Genomic DNA, 19,197 nt, shown 5'->3' with positions numbered 1-19,197 from the left:
TAAAATGCTGCGAAACATGAAAGTAATGTGTACATTTTCATAAAGTACTGGACGAATGGCAAGAAGAGGTTTATTCTGAGATTGTGAAAAAAACAACGGAATACAAGATTCTCGGGGTAGGGTGAAATTCCCGACCGGCGGTAATGTTCAAAGTGAACTGAGCCCGCGACTCACTTGTTCTGCTTGCAGAGAAGTGACTGATCTGGTGTAAATCCAGAGCCGACGGTAAAGTCCGGATGGGAGAGGATCATAAGATAAAGACGCTAGGAGTCTATCCTTGTACGTCTTTATTGATAATGCCCCCGAGTTTACCTTTTTGGTAATTCGGGGGTTTTTGGTCTCTTATCGAGGGTTTGTATCGACAAGGAGAATGAAATTATGAGTAATGTTACAGCTTCATCATCAACTAAGGTTGGCAGTACATCAGCGCTACGCAGTGGATTTTGGCTCGTTGTGATTGGTGCAGCATTATGGGGCGTTGATCCGCTCTTTCGTATCATCCTGTTAAAATCTTTGACCTCATCGCAAATTGTTCTTCTGGAGCATGTGGTGCTTTTCTTGGCTGCTTCACCTGTTCTTTGGCGTCACCGGGCGGAGCTTAAAGGAATTGGATTTCGCCAGATTGGTGCTTTATTGATTGTTTCATGGGGAGGTTCTGCCGGGGCGACGATCCTATTTACGATGGCACTTTCCAGTGGGGATTTGAATGCGGTGCTGTTACTGCAAAAGCTTCAGCCAATATTCGCGATCGGTCTAGCTGCTTTAATTCTTAAAGAACGTTTGCCTAAAAATTTCGGACCACTCATTGTGTTGGCGCTGGTAGGAACCTATCTGCTGACCTTTGGCTGGAGTATCCCTTTCGGACATGTGAATAACTTTATTGGGGTTAGCAGTCTGATGGCCTTGGGAGCAGCTGCACTGTGGGGGGGATCGACAGTCATGGGACGTTATCTGCTCGGTTCTATGAAATATGAGACAGTGACTTCGCTGCGGTTTATCCTTGCGCTTCCTTTACTGTTCGTTATCACTACGCTAGAAGGTGCACCGTGGCAGATTCATGGCGGGTTTGGTGCATCGGCAGCCATTGCGATTAATCTATTGCTGCAAGCTTTGCTGCCAGGACTTCTTAGTATGTTGTTGTATTACAAAGGGCTTAGCACGACCAAAGCTTCCTTCGCCACATTAGCTGAACTCAGCTTTCCTATGACGGGAGTAATCATCAACTGGATCGTGTTCCAACAGCTGGTCACTATCCCGCAGATTCTCGGATTTGCCTTGATCTGGGTCGCTTTATTCTTTTTATCTAATCAACAGTCCAAACCACAAACGCTCTGAGCAAATTGAAGTGGAATGGTTCTACCTATATAAAGATGATTCGAAGCCTTATGGCTTTCGGATCATCTTTTTTTGTATGTGATTTTACTCCTTGCTTAGATCAAATCGACTGCAAAAACTGCTGAAATGTTTCTAATGTAACATATAGCAGAATTAATAAAGCGTTTACAATTAGGGGGTGCACAAAATGACTGTGCCACTGAGTACATAATCCATTATTAAATTATTTAGGAGGAAACAGACATTGAAGAAATCATTTGTATTATTTATGATTCTGACCTTTCTTATTTCCCCTTTTACGTTTGGGCCGTCTGCTCAAGCGGCAGGAGATGAGAATATTGCCCTAGGTAAGCCTGCAATATCAGATAGTGAGCTTGCAGGGTATGAAGCGGGTAACGCAGTGGATGCGGATGAATGGAACACACATTGGACGGCGAATGACGGGAGCTTTCCTCATTGGCTGGAAGTAGATTTGCAAGGTGCATATGATTTGTCAGGTGCAACCGTCATCTGGAATGCATGGAGTTACATTAATCAATATACGATTGAAGTATCACGTGATCATAAGGTATGGACAACAGTTGTGGACAAAAGTCAGAGTAGCAGTGTAGAGCAAACTCAGTACAATGCTTTCAAGCTGCGGAATGTTTCTTATGTAAGGGTCAACCTGACCGGCATCAACGGCGGAAAATGGGCAGCCATTAATGATCTGAAGGTCTGGGGTGTTCCCGCAGCCGGCCCGCCGCATGAGCCGGCACAGGGTGAAATACAAACTGTACTGCCAGTACGGTTGGACACGGAAATTGGGCAAGCCCCTGAGCTTCCAAGTGTTGTAACTGTGGTATATAGCAATTCTGACACGGAGGATGCTCAGGTTACTTGGGATGTGATCCTGCCAGCAGAGTATTCCCGTCCCGGAACCTTTACAGTAAGCGGTTCTATCTCAGGTACTGTGCAGAAGGCAGTGGCGAAGGTAACAGTAGTAGGTGACAGCAGCACGCCTATTGTCGGATTTGAGAGCATAAATGTCAGCACAATTACGGATGTGCCTGCTTTATTGCCATCAGTGGTAACGGCTATATACGAAGATGGGTCAAGCAAACAGCTGCCTGTAACCTGGGATGACCTTACTGAGGCGGAGTACGCGGTTGAAGGAACTTACAGCGTAATGGGGAAAGTTGCAGGGACAGACCTACAACCCACAGCTGATATTCAGGTTACTCCGCTTGTGCTGCAATCCGGGTTCATAAAAGGTGCGGACATTTCCACACTGGAAGCGATTGAGGATGCCGGTGGAAAGTATTACGACAATGGAGTAGAAAAGGATTTGCTGGATATTCTTAAAAGCCGGGGTGTAAATTACATTCGGCTACGTTTATGGAATGATCCTCAGGAAGCTGGCGGCTATAATGACCGTGAGCATGTTGTGGAAATGGCGCAGCGCGTCAAAGCCAAAGGGTTTAAGCTGTTGCTTGATTTCCATTATTCTGATTTCTGAGCTGACCCCGGAAAGCAAAACAAGCCGGGAGCATGGGCGGATTACTCCTATGATGAATTGAAGCAAGCGGTATATGACTATACCAAAGATGTTATGGATGAGCTAAAGGAAAAGGGAGCTTCACCCGATATGGTCCAAATCGGAAATGAGATTAATGGGGGCTTGTTATGGCCTGACGGCAAATCCTATGATCAAGAGAATGCTTTTGAGAAGGTTGTTCCGCTTCTAGAGAGTGGAGTGAAGGGAGTTAGAGACAGCCAGAGTGCAGATCAGGATATCAAAATTATGATCCATCTTGCTGAAGGTGGCAAAAATGATATGTTTCGTTGGTTCTTTGACGAATTAACGAAGCGGAATCTTGATTATGACGTGATCGGCGCGTCCTTTTATCCGTATTGGAGCGGAACGATGGATAGCCTGCAGTTTAACTTGGACGATATCTCTAAACGATATGGTAAAGAAGTGATTGTGACGGAAACCGCATATCCTTACACGTTGCAGGACGGCGACAACTTTGAGAATAACATCGCTCGTCAGGATCAGCTAGACGGCAGTGGCTTCCCAGCTACGGTTGCAGGTCAAATGGCTGAGGTCAAAACAGTAATGAATGTATTGTCCAAAGTACCCGATGGTAAAGGAACAGGCTTGTTCTATTGGGAACCAGCTTGGATTCCAGTGCAAGGTGTAGGCTGGAAGGTAGGCGAAGGAAATGCTTGGGAGAATCAGGCAATGTTCGATTTTGCAGGGAATGCACTCTCTTCATTAAATGTCTTCAAAACCCCGGTGGCCGGTGAGGGGGGCGAAGAGGAACCGGGAACGGGAGGAAATCCCGGCACTGGTGGGGAACCCGGAACGGGAGGAAATCCTGGCACTGGCGAGGAACCCGGAACGGGAGGAAATAATCCCGGCACTGGTGAGGAACCCGGAACGGAAGGGAATCCTGGCACTGGTGAAGAACCCGGAACGGGAGTTAATCCTGATCCTGTCATCACGGTCAGAGATTCAAGCGTTGTAAATTCAGCAAATAAAGCAGTGGTCGAACATACAGCGGCAGGACAACTTCAGGTGAAGGCACAAGCAGGAATTTCCGGCATAGCTGATATCACGCTAGGTATAGAGGATATCAATAAGGCGCTGTCGACGCTTCCGGCGGATGAAAAACTGATTATTTCTGTTCTGCCATCGACGGGAGAGCTTAAGGGAGCAGTCGTTCATCTTCCGTTGAGTTCTATACTAGAGCAGGGCAAACATCCCCAAATAGTAATTGTATATGGTGCGGCATCTGTTACGGTTTCTACGGAAGCTAGTGCAGGAATTATAAAGACGGGAGCTAAGGAACTAACGCTCTCACTGGTTCAGGTAGCTACGCCAACCTTGCCTTCACCATTGGTAACTGGAGCAAAAGACTACCCGGCCTATAACATCCATGTGTCAGTAGACGGGACTTCTATCGATGTTTTCAAAAAAGGAGCAATATCGGTAGCCTTCCACTACAAGCTGAAGCTCGGGGAGCAGAGCCAGCGGATTGCTGTTTATTCGATACTTGCTGATGGAAAACTTGAAGTTATCAAAGCTGTGCGGTACAACCCAACCGCGGAACAGATTGTGTTTAATCCAAGTCATTTCAGCATTTATGCTGCGGGGTACGCAGAGGTGGGGTACACAGATTTAAAAGCAGCAGATTGGGCCACGTTAGCGATTGAATCCTTGACGGCTAAAGGGATCGTGCAAGGAATAGGAAACGGGATCTTTAATCCGCAAGGGGAGGTTACACGCGCTGAATTTGTCAGCATGCTGCTGTCCGCGCTGGAGCTAAAAGCAGAAAGAGGAACAGGCAGTTTTAAAGATGTGAACCTTGATGCGTGGTATAGCTCTGTTGTGATTACTGCTGGGAAATTGGGTGTTGTACAAGGACATGCGGATGGCACTTTTGGCCCGAATGATAAATTGTCCCGTGAAGAAATGGCAGCTATTTCGTATCGTGCGCTTAAGTTGGCGGAGAAAGTGAACGGTCAGACGGATGTGAACGTTATTTCTTTTAAAGATAAAGACCTGATCTCGTTGTATGCCAGTGAAGGGATCACAGCGCTTGCGCAGGCTGGGATTATCAATGGATTCGAAGATGGCAATTTCCGTCCGCAAGCCTATACAACACGCGCTGAAGCGGCTTATATCATACTCAATCTTTTGCAGCAATAATAGGCAGACAGGCAATAACTGTGCTCGAAAAGGCAGTTAGGGCCTGTCTTTACCACATTTTTTAGATATTTATCTTTTCGCAAGTAGGGATTGTTTGTACAATAGGGGCTATGACATTTGAGCCGGAGAGTGAAAGAACGTGTATAGATATAATTTATTTACCAAAATCGTGTGTATCATGGTCATTATGCTGATCCCGATAACCATCCTTTACTTCTATTCCAATAAAACGACCACGGATGTGCTGCGTACGGAGTTAAATACTTCGAATAATAATCAGCTTAGTTTTTTTCTGAATCAGGTAGAAAGTAATATGGAGTTATTGTCCTCGTGGCCGATTCTGCTGATCCATGATCCTGATATCCTCAGCCTTAAGGACACTTATCTGGAAAAAGGGCGTTTGAATCTGGATACGATAAACCTGATCAAACGGATTCAGACCAAAATCAGCATTCAAGAAAGCTCCTCCAATTGGAAGAGTAAGCTGTATTTATACTCCCCGTCCATTCATCGTATGGTATCTGAAAATGATGCGAAGTTATACGAAGATGAGGATCTGAAGCGGGAAGTGAAGTCGGGCTGGCATGTGGAGAAGATTGAAGGGCAGGAGGGTGACCGCTTCGTATTCTCGTGGTTTTCTTTTACACCTTTTATGTCAGAATTCGCTCCGGAAAAAGTCAAAACGGTTATGAAGGTAGAGTTCGACAGCCGGAACATAGAAGATATGCTGGATAAATTCAAAAGTGATGGCAGAAGAGACCCTTTTTATTATAAGCAGGGAACAGGACTTATTTTTAACCGCAGTGCCGACAAGGTGTTAGCTAAAGAATTGGTAGACAGGCTGGAAGAGACCCAGCTGAAGCCTAGTGAGAACCGCACGGTCAAAATAGAAGGTGAATCCTACAGTGTAAATATCGTCTATTCGGACAAAATGGGCTGGTATTTGATCGACTATATGCCGCTGACTGAAATCCTACATCCAATCCTGACCTCTAATCGTTTATTTTATTTTGCGATCAGTGCTTTGTTGTTAATGAGCTGTCTCGTAGCCTATCTGTTATATGTTCAAGTGCAGGTGCCTATAAGGTTATTGGTTGGAGGCTTTCAACGGTTGAAGCAAGGGGATTATTCTGCGCGAGTGGAGATTAAAGGGAAGAATGAATTCAGCTTCCTGTCCGGCCGGTTTAACAGTATGGTAGAACAGATTCAGATGCTGATCGAGAATGTGCTGATGGAGAAAATCCATGTTCGCGAAGCCCGCTTAAAGCAGCTTCAATCACAGATAAATCCACATTTTTTCTATAATTGCTTCTCCTTTATTACAAGTATGGCGAAGCTCGATAATATGGGGGCAGTCGTTGGGATGTCGCATAATTTGTCCCGATATTACAGATACACCACTCGTCAGGAACGTGATTTGGTTGCGCTGTCTGAAGAGGTGGAATTTGTGAATCATTATCTGGAGATCCAGAAGATGAGGATGAGCAGACTTCGTTATGAGATCAATATCCCACCGCAAATGCGCAAAAGAGAGCTTCCGCCGCTCGTACTGCAGCCTCTGGTGGAGAATGCGGTTATACATGGAATTGAGCCCATCGCCAAAGAGGGACTGGTGCGGATTACGGGTTCATGTGTAGGCAGAGAAATGACGCTTACGGTTGAGGACGATGGTCAGGGCATGACGCCAGAGGGAATTATAGAATTGGAAAATAAACTAAGCAGGGCGATGGATGAAGAAATGGGCTGCGGTTTATGGAATGTGCATCAGAGAATGCGGCTGCGTTTTGGGGAGACGTCTGGCTTGCGCATCTCGCCTTCTCCGCTTGGAGGATTACAGGTGACACTGCAGTGGTTGCTGCCCAACACAGACAATGAAATGGAATGACATCTAGGAGGGGAAAGAATGATAGAGCTGTTGTTAGTTGATGATGAGCCCTATGTTACGGAAAGTTTAGCTCGTACTATTCCATGGGCTGAAATCGGGGTGAAGCAGGTGCATCAAGCGGCATCGGGTGCTGAAGCTCTGCAAATTATGGAACAGCAGGCTATAGATATTATGGTTACTGATATTTCAATGCCAGGAATGACTGGCCTGCAATTAATAGAAGCCGTAGGCGAGAAATGGCCAAATATTCGGTCCATTTTATTGACGGGTTATTCCGATTTTCAATATGCGAAAAAAGCTATTCAACTGCAGGCATTTGATTATATTTTGAAGCCGGTAAGTGATGACGAGTTTATCAAAAGCGTATCCGGTGCGATTGAATCTTTGAAAGATGAATGGGAAGCCCATGATAGATATCATTTGCTGCTGTATAATCGCAAAGCCGATTACAGTGTTTTGCGGGCTAATCTGATGCACGAATTGCTTCTCGGCAGGGTGCTGTCCGAGCGGACGCTGGCCATTAAGCTGAAGGAATATGAAATCTCCTTCCAGCCGGACGCTGAAGCAGCGATGCTGCTGATTCAGCTTGGTAAACATTATGCCGCCATGGATCACCATTCGGTTTCTCTAATGGAATATGCGATCGGTAACATTGCCGAGGAGCTTTTTAAGGAGCAGTTCCATGTCTGGTTCTGCAAAGCGCCGCATGATTGCTTGATTCTGCTTGTTGAATTAAAGCCGGCAGTTCAGCAGGGATTGGAGCAAATGGCTAACTATGAAGCTGCAAGGCAGCAAGTCCTAAAAGCGGTGATCGCGAATTTCCAAATTAGTGTAAGCAATTACCTCAAGGGTGAGATTTCACTGATTGTAACGGAGTGGTTCACCTTTCCAGAGGGGATGACGGCTGCCTATCGAAGCGGTCTTAGCTCGATGTATTTGGCAGCACATGATGAATCCAGTTCCGTGCTGTTTTTGGATGATCGCCAGCATCAGGAGACGATGAGCATCAAATCGCTCGAATGTCTTTATCGTCCACCTACACTCATTCATCTGTTGGAATCCAAACAATGGGATACAGCAAGGCAAAAAATTGCTGACGTGTTCCGGGATATGGAGAATGCACGGTTTTCTAGTGAACATCTGTACGAGGTCTTTCTATCGATAACGAATGCATTTATGTATATAGCGCATAAGAGTGGCCAGTTCATCTCCAAGATTGATCAATACGCTTTAGATCCGTTGTTGACGCAGAGTATTATTGTTTCTTTTGATAAGCTTAAAGAATGGGCGTTTGATATGCTCGATAAGCTTCAGAAGGAGCTATCCGAAAGCGATCAGAATACGAAAAGTTATATTATCAAGCAGGTCCATGAGCTGGTAGGAAACCATTCGGGTCATGAGCTGTCCGTCAAAACCATTGCCGATCATGTATATTTGCATCCTGTCTACTTGTCCAAGATTTATAAGGCTGAGACTGGGGAAGGGCTTGGGGACTATATTATTCGGATGCGGATGGAACGGGCACTTTATCTGCTTAAAAATACGAATAAAAAAATCTATGAAATCACCTCTGAGCTTGGATATCAAAATCCGCAATATTTCAGTAAGATGTTCAAAAAACACTACCATATGACACCAAATGAATTCCGGGACGGATAGAGGTTGAGAAAGGTGCAGAAACCTTGTTTAAATGACGTATTCGGGCTTAGAATCGTTCCCTATAATTAAATTGTAACCAACACTTATGGAATCCAAGGGGGAACAAAATGAGCGCGATGAAGAGAAAAAGATGGCTGCCGCTCCTGTGTATGAGCATGCTTTTGGCGGGTAGCCTTGCGGGCTGTTCAGGCAATAACGCTGCTAATAGTAAAGACACTGCTGGAGATAAAACAGCTGGTGAAGCGACTGCAAATACAGCTTCCAATTCTGAAAACGCCTACAAGGATAAATACGATCCTGAGGTGACATTTACAACCGCATGGGGCGTGGACCCTGAACTTAAATTCAAAAACGGTGAAAGCATTGAGAATAACGTGGCTACAAAATGGGCTAAAGAAAAATTCGGCATCAACATTAAGTCCCTTTGGTCCATCACAGATACGAACGGCGCATTTGGTACGAAGCTGCGTTTATCCATGTCTTCAGGTCAGGACATGCCTGATGTCGTAACCATCGGTACAGCCGACAACACGATTGCACAGGATTTGATTGATTCCGGCATGTATGCTGATGTAGGAACTTTGTTTGATAAATATGCTTCAGATACTTGGAAAGAAGCGATGGCACAGGATCCTAACGTTTGGAACCAATACAGCCGTGATGGAAAAAGAATGGGTCTGCCTGTTCTCGATTATGCATATAACCATGATTACATTCTGTGGATCCGCCAAGATTGGCTGGATAAGCTGAATATGCAAGCACCGAAGACGATCGATGAGCTGGAAAAAGTGATGGATGCGTTCAAGAATCAGAACCCTGATGGCTTAGCACCAGACAAGGTAACTCCACTTAGTATCGGCTTTAAAACAACGATGAACACTTGGATGGGCGACCCTTCTTGGATCTTTGGTGCTTACGGAACCTTGCCACAGCAATGGAATCTAGATGCTGATGGTAAATTAGAATACGGCTCTGTAAATGCTGGCATGAAGCAAGGGCTCGAAAAACTGAAGGAATGGTTGGCTAAAGGTTATATACCTCAGGAAGCGGCTCTTTGGGATGAGAACAAAACTGCCGAACCAGCAGTTGCGGGTACAGCAGGTATTCTCCCGGGTCCTTACTGGATGAGCGGCTGGCCGCTTCAGGATACCGTGAAGAACTCTCCAGATGCAGTATGGGCTCCAATTGAAATTCCAGCGGGTCCAGATGGAAAGGTTATGCGTCATGGTACACAATTCACTAACGGTGTAACTTTGATCAGCACGAAAATGAAAAATCCTGAAGCCTTCTTTACTTATCAAAACTACCTGTTCGATAACTTTGCTAATCCAACGCCAGGCAGTGAACTGGATAACGGCCTTTTTGCAGGATACGACTATGAGCTAGATGCGAACGGTAAGATGATCGAAAATGATAAAATTGCTGGCGGTTATGTGAATAGCGTTCGTTATATGCTGGTTCGTGACGGTGCCCGGATTCCGGATGCCCAAATGAAAGCACTCCTTAACCTGGCAGATGGCGCAGAGCCAACAACCCGCCTGGAGAAAGACGTAGCTGTGAATTATGGTAAAGATACCCCAGCTGCTGCAAAAGTTCTGCTGGCGCAAGAGGATAAATCCTTTAAGAATATGTTCACAGGTCCTACGACCGAAACTATGAAATCGAAGATGGACTATCTGAACAAAATTGAGAACCAAACGTTTAATGAAATCATCTATGGCAACAAACCGCTGGATGCATTTGATTCCTTTGTAGCGACCTGGAAATCAGGTGGTGGCGATCAAATCACTAAAGAAGTTAACGAATGGTATGACAGCGTAAAATAAGGTTTGGATTTAGTTTGGCTAGGTAAAAAGCAGCAAACGGGACCGTCTCTTCAGCCTTAGTATTAGGCTTTAGGGAGGGTCCCTGTTTGCGTTTGGAGTCCTCTTTTTTCTATGTGATAAAGAGATTGCTTTTGTACCATATATATTGGTTTTGCTCGCTATTTGAGGAATTCGGGCGTTGCTATAATTTGAGTATGGTTACAGAAGAACTTGACACGATATGGGGGACCAAGGATGAGAACACTAAAAAAAACATGGCCTTTTCACTTGATGTTATTGCCGGCGATGATATTCCTGATCATCTTCAGCTTTATTCCAATGGGCGGAATTGTGATGGCATTTCAGGATTATAAGCCATGGCTGAAAATTTCAGGCTCGGCATGGGTTGGATTGGACAATTTCCGTTATCTGTTTGAACGTAATGACAGTATGCAGGTCATTTGGAATACATTGATTATTGCTGTTCTAAAAATGATTTTCAATCTGGCTGTACCGTTTGTGTTCGCCATTTTGTTAAATGAGATTCGCAAGGTATACATACAGCGCACTATTCAGACGCTGGTTTACTTGCCTCACTTTTTATCTTGGGTTATTCTCGGCGGGATATTGCTGGATTTGCTTGCTACAGATGGTTTTGTCAATCAGATCTTAGGCAGCATGGGCTTCAAACCCATCTTTTTCTTAGGGGATAACAACTGGTTCCGGTTCACAGTTATTCTCACAGATGTGTGGAAGGAATTTGGTTATAATACGATCGTCTTCCTAGCTGCTCTAGCAGGAATCAATCCTTCATTATATGAGGCTGCTGAAATAGACGGCGCTAACCGCTGGAAGCAGACACGTTTTATCACAATGCCATCTCTATTGCCAATGGTTGTGGTGGTAGGTACCTTGGCTCTCGGAAATGTATTGAACGCAGGGTTTGACCAGATTTTTAACCTCTACAATCCACTGGTCTATCAGAAAGGCGATATTATTGATACCTTCGTGTACCGCACGGCTATTCTGAATGGTGAGATGGGCTTTGGTACGGCAATCGGACTGTTTAAGTCGGCCATTAGTATGATCCTAATTCTCGTCTCGTACAGTTTGGCTAAGAAGTGGGCAGGATATCGCATTTTCTAATTTACCAAAGGAAGAGGGAGACAACTTATGTATTACAAAACAAGAGGTTATCGTATATTCAATGTGTTTAATACTTGCTTTCTAATCCTGCTCGCACTGATGTGTATTGTACCTTTGATTCACGTGCTGGCTGTATCCTTTAGCGCGAAGTCGGCAGCTGACGCCAATTTGGTAGGATTATGGCCAAAGCAATTCTCTCTGGAAGCTTATAAAAAGACAGTAAACAATCCAATCTTCCTACACTCCATCTGGGTATCTGTACAAAGAACCATACTCGGGACTGGACTTACACTATTAATTACTTTTCTGGCAGCCTACCCGTTGTCCAAAGAAAACTCAGCCTTCAAGGGCCGTAATGTCTACTCTTGGTTGTTCGTTTTCAGTATGGTGTTCAACGGCGGATTGATTCCATTTTACATTGTGATTCAAAAGATTGGTTTGATGGATTCCTTCTGGGTACTTGTTCTGCCAGGTGCGGTAAATACGTTCTTGGTGATTCTGATGCTGAACTTCTTCCGTGGTATTCCAAAAGATCTGGAGGAGGCCTCGCTAATAGACGGAGCCGGACATTTCCGTACGTTGTTCAGTATTTACTTGCCGATTTCTTTACCATCGATCGCTACGATTGCCTTGTTCAGCATGGTATTTCATTGGAACTCCTGGTTTGATGGACTATTGTATTTGAATAATTCTAAGCAATTTCCACTGGCGACATTCCTGCAGACGGTTATCATTCAACGGGATATGAGCTCCATGAGCATCAATCCAAAGGAAATGGAGCTGATCTCGCAGACGACGGTGAGAGCCGCGCAAATATTTATCGGAGCCGCTCCAATTTTGATCGTATATCCTTTCCTGCAAAAATATTTTGTTAAAGGGATGACACTTGGTTCTGTAAAGGAGTAGCAATGATGACAACCACATTTATCAATGGAATGGATATCTCGTTTCTGGATGAAATTGAACAGGCACGGTATGTTGGATTACTTGCGATCTAACTGATGAATTGGCAGAAACAAGAAGATAGCTTAAGGTTAATTACCTTGAGCTGTCTTTTTTAAATTTCCAGAAGAAGGATTGGCCTTTCCTGATACCTATAAACAAGCAACATTTCAGTATTTCAGGAAATTGATTCAGAGCAGCAAGAGTAAAAATAAGGCTTTACTCCCATACTACCGATATCTTGGACCTGAGCTTCACCATAACCTTTAGGAGGAATGCGGATGAAACAACATTCTGCTCCCACCATCTATATACAGCTTAAAAATCGGGTGATGGTTCCCAAGGGTAAAGGTGTCACATTGGGTGATATTGCTTTTTTGATAGCGGAGCCTGAGCTGAAAGAGTCGTTGGAGACAATTCTCTTAATGAAGCCGGAGCAAAGTGACGGCAATCTGATTTTGATTGATCTGTTGATGGTTATCCCCCGGATATATGAACTTATACCGAATGCGGACATTGAACCGATCGGTGAAGGGAGGACGATTGTGCAGATTGAGAGTCAGGTGGAGAGACGGAAACCTTCGGTGGCGATGTTTGTTTTAGTGTGGCTGCTGCTTTTCTTTGGGTCTGCTCTGACAATTATGAACTTTCATGCTGATGTAAATATGCTGGAGGTACAAATTCGAATTGTGGAGATGCTAACGGGTCATCGGGATGAGCATCCCTATATATTTCAGATTGCTTATTCTCTGGGCATCGGGTTTGGGATGGTCATTTTTTTCAACCATTTATTTAAAAAGAAGTGGAACGAGGAGCCTACTCCGCTGGAAGTGGAAATGTATCTGTATCAGAAGAACATCGACCAATATGTCATCAATGAGGAATACAGCAAGATGAGGCGCCGAAGTGAAAACCAATCTGAGAATACGGAGGACTGAAGATGACGGCACCCATAGCACTGGGACTAAATTTGCTGCTGGGCATTGCGGGTGGTATTGCTGTAGGCGGCGGAGTGATCGCTCTATTTGTTGTGCTCGATATGGTGCCGCGTCTGGCGCAATTAACCTCTTCTTACGATAAAGTTCATTGGTACGAAGGCGCGATGGTAGGTGGATCTTTAGTAGGTACTGTTAGTGATTTTTGGAATTGGAAGATTACCTCAGGTCCTCTAGTTGAACTTGGTGTAGGACTATTTGATGGGATTTTTGTCGGGATGCTCGCTGCAGCATTGACCGAGGTATTAAATGTGCTGCCGATACTTGCTAAACGCTTAAATATGACACATTATCTATTCGGTCTGTTAATGGCGATGGTGAGTGGGAAGGTCGCGGGTTCTTTGTTCGACTGGTTTGTATACCGACAGTAAACAGGGGGTTATGAAATGAGCAAGTTTATTCACAGCGGTGATTCTGCACCGGAAGATGACCATCTGGAAGATAATGCTGCAGCTGCTGCAGCAATGAAGACAACTGCAGCGGATCTAGTTGCAGATCACACAGAACCTGTAGGAGCTTCAGCTATCGGGGAAAGTGAAGATTCAGCGGAAAATTCTACAACAACTGAAACTAGCCAAGACCAGGAGGATGCAGAGGCGTCAGCCGAATTAGGCACTGAGCTGCAAGACGCAGATGCAACTGCGGAGCAGGGAACAGAGCAGCAGGATGCAGAAGCGACTACAGAGCAGGGAACAGAGCAGCAGGATGCGGAAGCGACTGCCGAGCAGGGAATAGGGCAGCAGGATGCGGAAGCCACCGCGGAGCAGGGAACAGGGCAGCAGGATGCGGAAGCCACTGCGGAGCAGGGAACAGGGCAGCAGGATGCGGAAGCCACTGCGGAGCAGGGAACAGGGCAGCAAGATGCGGAAGCGACTGCGGAGCAGGGAACAGGGCAGCAGAATGCAGAAGCATCGGATGAGCTCGGCAATCAGGAGCCCAATGAGCCGAGTAAAGGTTTTTTTGCCAGGTTATTTGGTATGGATTCAGAGGATTCGGAATCAGATGATGAGGCACAGGATCAGAATGCTCAGGCAGCAGGAGGCACAGATAACGGTACCGGAACCGGGGAGGGTTCTCAAGCTCAACCGAAGCCTTCGAAGAAGCAGGCGAAGCAGCAGACTCAGAACAAAGGGAAAAATAAGCTGCAAGACAAACGCGATAGTGAGCATTCTAACTCATTAAAGGAATCCGTTATTTATTGGCAAGGCAATGATCATATCCCAGGTTCTCTACAAGAAACAAAAAACACGCTGACCGAAGTGATGGGACTGGGATCAAGTTTTGATGTGACGTTTAGAGAAATGTCCTTTGGGGGACATAAGACAGCTTTACTCTGTTTAAGCGGATTCACCAACGAAGATGTAACGGATGAAATTCTGAAACGACTAACCTACCTTTCTTCAGAAAATTTGTCCGCAGGTGTGTTAGGTAGCTTTATGAACGAATACATCCCTCATATTCAAGTTGAAGAGGGTAGTGTATTAAGTGAATGTTTCGATAAAGTATTAAAAGGAATGAGCGCACTATTTATTGAGGGTGAGAACAAAGTTATCCTAATGGATACTCGATCTTACCCAATGCGAAGTCCGGATGAACCCTCGATTGATCGGGTGGTACGTGGTGCGCGTGATGGTTTTACAGAAACCCTGCTTAGTAATATTTCACTTGTAAGAAGACGGATACGTGATCCGGGGCTGAAGCTTGAAATGTTTCAAGTGGGACGGCGGACACGGACAGATGTCTGTGTGGCTTACATCGATGATATCGTTGATAAAACACAGGTTACGTCTGTCATCGATAAAATCAACAGCATCGATATCGATGGTATTCCACTGGCGGATAAGCAATTGGAGGAAGCGATTATCGGCGGAGGGTGGAACCCTTATCCTATGGTGCGTTATTCTGAACGCCCTGACGTTGTTGCCTCCAATTTATTGGAGGGACGGGTCATATTATTCGTGGATACCTCACCCATTGTAATTGTTCTTCCGACCACCTTTTTTGATCTTTGCCAGCATGCGGAGGAGAATCGTCAGACTCCTTTTATGGGGACATATCTGCGGTGGGTCCGTTTCATCGGCATCTTCGCCTCCATGTTCCTGCTCCCGTTATGGATGCTGCTTGTTATCCATCCTGAGTTAAAGCCTGCTATGCTGGATTTTATCGGGCCGCAAAAGACAGCGAGAATTCCTATTCTCGCTCAGTTTCTGATTGTAGAGCTTGGGGTTGATTTACTGCGGATGGCCGCCGTGCATACCCCAACACCTTTAGGCTCAGCGATGGGTTTGATTGCAGCCATATTGATTGGTGATATAGCGGTGCAGAGCGGTCTGTTTGTAAACGAAGTAGTACTATATATGGCGGTAGCCTCAATCGGTATGTTCGCGACTCCGAGTTATGAGCTGGGTCTGGCGAATCGTATAGTCAGGCTTGTGTTATTAATTGCCGTAGCGGCGTTCCAGGTACCAGGCTTTATGATTGGCACGACGTTGCTGACTATCTTCTTAACCACTCATCGGTCCTATAACTCCTCATATATGTGGCCGTTTATACCCTTTAATGCAAAGGCAATGAGTGAAATTCTATTGCGTAAACCGGTCCTAAGTTCGAAGGAAAGACCGTCTTTTAACAAAACCAGAGACAATACCAGAATGCCGCCATCTCAAGAGAATGAGTAACAATCGTAGGAAAATACAAAACTACTGCAAATTAGTCCATTCAATGGAGTTCCCACTGTCTGTTATACTGAATACACTAAGACAGGGTGGAACCTTGATATTCCACAGAAATTGGAGGACTAAAGAATGTTTCTACACGGTACTAGCCGCATTAACGATGCTGGGCATTTGGAGATCGGCGGATGTGATGTAACTGAATTGAAAGCGGAATATGGAACCCCGCTATATATATTGGACGAGCAATTGGTTAGACAACGTTGCCGGGAATATATGGATGCTTTTAAAGCCTCCGGCCTTGGTTTCCAAGTAGCTTACGCAAGCAAGGCGTTTTCAGTAATGGCAATGGTTCGTTTGGCTGATGAAGAAGGTTTGTCACTGGATGTTGTATCTGACGGCGAACTATATACAGCTTTGCAAGCTGGCTTCCCGGCAGAACGTATTCATTTTCATGGCAACAATAAGACATCTGAAGAGATCGAAATGGCGATTGATGCCAAAATCGGCTGCTTTGTAGTCGATAATCTGGTAGAGCTTAACCTTTTGCAGTCCATTGCCGCACGTAAAGAAGTTAATGTGAACATCTTATTGCGGGTGACACCAGGTGTAGAAGCGCATACTCATGAATATACCGCAACTGGCCAGACGGATTCCAAATTCGGTTTTGATATCGGTAATGGATCGGCCTATGAAGCAGTGAAAGCAGCAGTCAGCAAAAAGAATATCACGCTGCTTGGTGTGCATTCCCATATTGGTTCGCAGATCTTTGAAACCGATGGTTTCCAGCTGGCTGTTGAGCGTGTGGCAACTTTTGCCCGCAGTGTTAAAGAAGGCTTGGAAGTGGACTTCCGTGTAGTCAATCTTGGCGGAGGTTTCGGCATTCGTTATGTTGAGGGAGATACCCCACTACATGTTTCTGAATATGTTGCAGCGATTACGGATGCAGTGAAGACTCATTTTGCGGGAATTTATAGTGCTTTGCCGGAAATTTGGGTGGAGCCGGGCCGTAGTATTGTTGGAGATGCAGGTACTACATTGTACACTGTAGGATCTAACAAGGACATTCCTGGCGTGCGTAAGTACGTTGCTGTTGATGGTGGAATGACCGACAATCCACGCCCTGCTTTGTATCAGTCTAAATACGAGGCATTGCTTGCTAACCGTGCTAACGAAGACGCAACTGAGACTGTTTCCATCGCTGGTAAATGCTGCGAGAGCGGAGATATGTTGATCTGGGATGTAGAGCTGCCAAAGGCTGAAAGCGGCGATTTGTTGGCTGTAGCCTGCACAGGTGCGTATAATTACTCCATGGCCAGCAACTATAACCGTCTTCGCCGTCCGGCTTTAGTATTCGTACAGAACGGACAAAGCGATCTTGTAGTGCGTCGTGAAAGCTATACGGATCTTATTGCCAACGATATTGTTCCAGAGCGTATCGCCAAACAGACAGTTGTTGCTAAGTAATAGCCTGCTGCTGTAAGGTGGGTAAGGTTGAGCAGCATATAGAGCAAGCAGGAAAGTCTCCTGCTTGCTTTGCTTTGTGCGTGGTTTCATAGTAATATAATTGAGGTATTCTAAATTTGTTAATTTTGAAAGGGGTCATTTACATATGGCAAAGCAAGCGAAAATCACTCTAGAAAATGGCGGCGTAGTGCTGCTGGACTTGTTCGATCAAGATGCACCTAACACTGTAGCCAACTTTGAAAAGCTGGCAAAAGAAGGTTTCTACAACGGATTAACATTCCACCGTGTTATCCCTGGTTTCGTTGCTCAAGGCGGATGCCCTAACGGAACTGGATCTGGCGGTCCAGGATACACAATCAACTGCGAAATTAACCCAAACAAACACGAACGTGGAACACTTGCTATGGCACATGCGGGTAAGAACACAGGCGGAAGCCAGTTCTACATCTGCTACGCTCCACAACCACACTTGGATGGAGTACACACTGTGTTTGGTAAAGTAGTAGAAGGCATGGATCTTGTTGATGCTTTCAAAGGACGCGACAAAATGACTTCGGTAGAAATCATCGAAGCTTAAGATTTAATAGTTAAAAAGCCAGTCTCCGAATATCGGGGCTGGCTTTTTTGTGTTGTTAAAGAATCCGCCTAACCTGTGTACGCCGCGAATTGCGCCGTTCTGGCAGCCAGAAGAATATCAAATACATGGCAAGAAACACAGTGAAGGCAAACAGCTCTTCAACAAGCAGGTAATAAGGATAAGGTCCAAAATAATCCAATACGGAATAGGTGCTAGGCTTCTGGGATAGGAACATGTAGTTTGAGCCTAGGAAGTAATTAGCAGTCCAGATGCAGGCAGCCACAATATTGAGGCCAAGCATGGTGATGAGTAACGATCTCCAAGTCGGCTTGTAGCCCTCAATCCAGGTCATATAAAGAGACGCCAGAATAATAGAACCATGAGCTATAAAAAACAGGAGAAAGCGGAAATGAGGGAACGGATAAACTAGGTTAGGGGTAAGCAACGCAATAAATGCTCCGCCGATCCCGGCAAAGTAGAGAAAGGAATAAAGGGTTCGACTGCGTGAAATTAACATGATAATAGACAGCAGTAGAGTGATTCCACAGAGCTCGAACGGTAATGAGGAGCTGGAGCGCCAGAAGTTCTGAGAGATGTACCACATTTGCAGCCCGGCTTCTGAGACTACAAGTAGAATGATTAGCAGCAAACGCACACTTTGCCGAAGTCTTGAATCTGCACGAATTTCAAACCGTAAGCTATAGAGCAGTAGACAACTTAACGTAATGATAGACAGCGCAACCCAATGCGAAGATGAGAACATGATGAAATCCTCCGCGTGCTGGCGATCAAAAAAAGATGAAAGCTGCATAGACAAACCTCCTTTGAACGTGAAAACATCCATCAAAAATAAAGTTTGAGAATTTTAATAATATTGATTCTAGATATCCATAAATTGGGTATATATGTATATGTTCTGTCAACTCCACCACATAAGGAAGACTTTTCATTATATTAACATAAGATGGGGCGCTGGGTGCGGAATTACATATGAAGCTTTTGAACAAACAGGGGTGG

At 45.1% G+C, this 19,197-nt stretch carries 12 protein-coding genes, 2 pseudogenes and 1 riboswitch; of the genes and pseudogenes, 13 read left to right on the top strand and 1 reads right to left on the bottom strand.

Annotated elements, in window-relative coordinates; all coding sequences use genetic code 11:
- Positions 1-103: 103 nt before the first annotated feature.
- A riboswitch (FMN riboswitch) is annotated at positions 104-252 on the top strand.
- A gap of 126 nt (positions 253-378) precedes the next feature.
- From NYE72_RS21210 to NYE72_RS21150, 13 genes and pseudogenes are all read left to right on the top strand, one after another.
- Positions 379-1,335, top strand: coding sequence for a DMT family transporter (locus NYE72_RS21210; protein WP_076101508.1), 957 nt, complete (start codon positions 379-381; stop codon positions 1,333-1,335).
- A 268-nt stretch (positions 1,336-1,603) separates the two neighbouring features.
- Positions 1,604-4,606 (top strand): annotated as a pseudogene (locus NYE72_RS21205) (glycosyl hydrolase 53 family protein); the annotation flags it as partial.
- 18 nt (positions 4,607-4,624) lie between these two features.
- Positions 4,625-5,032 (top strand): S-layer homology domain-containing protein, encoded by a 408-nt coding sequence (locus NYE72_RS21200; protein WP_339212103.1) that lies wholly within the window; start codon positions 4,625-4,627, stop codon positions 5,030-5,032.
- 139 nt (positions 5,033-5,171) lie between these two features.
- Positions 5,172-6,917, top strand: coding sequence for a histidine kinase (locus tag NYE72_RS21195; protein WP_036676119.1), 1,746 nt, complete (start codon positions 5,172-5,174; stop codon positions 6,915-6,917).
- An 18-nt stretch (positions 6,918-6,935) separates the two neighbouring features.
- Entirely contained in the window at positions 6,936-8,576 is a 1,641-nt protein-coding gene (locus NYE72_RS21190; RefSeq protein ID WP_036676122.1) for a response regulator, read from the top strand.
- Between the two features lie 107 nt (positions 8,577-8,683).
- Positions 8,684-10,402, top strand: coding sequence for an extracellular solute-binding protein (locus tag NYE72_RS21185; protein ID WP_038572454.1), 1,719 nt, complete (start codon positions 8,684-8,686; stop codon positions 10,400-10,402).
- A 234-nt stretch (positions 10,403-10,636) separates the two neighbouring features.
- A complete protein-coding gene (locus tag NYE72_RS21180; RefSeq protein ID WP_036676126.1) occupies positions 10,637-11,527 on the top strand; it encodes an ABC transporter permease subunit in 891 nt (296 codons plus the stop codon).
- A gap of 27 nt (positions 11,528-11,554) precedes the next feature.
- A complete protein-coding gene (locus NYE72_RS21175; RefSeq protein WP_076104427.1) occupies positions 11,555-12,433 on the top strand; it encodes a carbohydrate ABC transporter permease in 879 nt (292 codons plus the stop codon).
- A gap of 317 nt (positions 12,434-12,750) precedes the next feature.
- Complete coding sequence (locus tag NYE72_RS21170) at positions 12,751-13,407, top strand: stage V sporulation protein AA (protein ID WP_036676129.1); 657 nt, start codon at positions 12,751-12,753, stop codon at positions 13,405-13,407.
- A 2-nt stretch (positions 13,408-13,409) separates the two neighbouring features.
- On the top strand, positions 13,410-13,835 hold the full coding sequence (locus NYE72_RS21165) for a stage V sporulation protein AB (RefSeq protein ID WP_036676132.1): 426 nt from the start codon (positions 13,410-13,412) through the stop codon (positions 13,833-13,835).
- 768 nt (positions 13,836-14,603) lie between these two features.
- Positions 14,604-16,142 (top strand): annotated as a pseudogene (locus NYE72_RS21160) (spore germination protein); the annotation flags it as partial.
- A 126-nt stretch (positions 16,143-16,268) separates the two neighbouring features.
- Positions 16,269-17,603: a diaminopimelate decarboxylase gene (gene lysA, locus NYE72_RS21155; RefSeq protein ID WP_036676133.1), complete on the top strand. Its 1,335-nt coding sequence runs from the start codon at positions 16,269-16,271 to the stop codon at positions 17,601-17,603.
- Positions 17,604-17,748: 145 nt separating this feature from the next.
- Complete coding sequence (locus NYE72_RS21150) at positions 17,749-18,180, top strand: peptidylprolyl isomerase (protein WP_036676135.1); 432 nt, start codon at positions 17,749-17,751, stop codon at positions 18,178-18,180.
- Between the two features lie 55 nt (positions 18,181-18,235).
- On the opposite strand, the gene NYE72_RS21145 is transcribed toward NYE72_RS21150, so the two are convergent.
- On the bottom strand, positions 18,236-18,991 hold the full coding sequence (locus tag NYE72_RS21145) for a TIGR02206 family membrane protein (RefSeq protein WP_076141324.1): 756 nt from the start codon (positions 18,989-18,991) through the stop codon (positions 18,236-18,238).
- Positions 18,992-19,197 lie beyond the last annotated feature (206 nt).

Source organism: Paenibacillus sp. FSL L8-0333, assembly GCF_037965665.1.
Taxonomy (GTDB): Bacteria; Bacillota; Bacilli; order Paenibacillales; family Paenibacillaceae; genus Paenibacillus_AQ; species Paenibacillus_AQ odorifer.
This window is presented reverse-complemented; position numbering and strand designations above follow the sequence as displayed.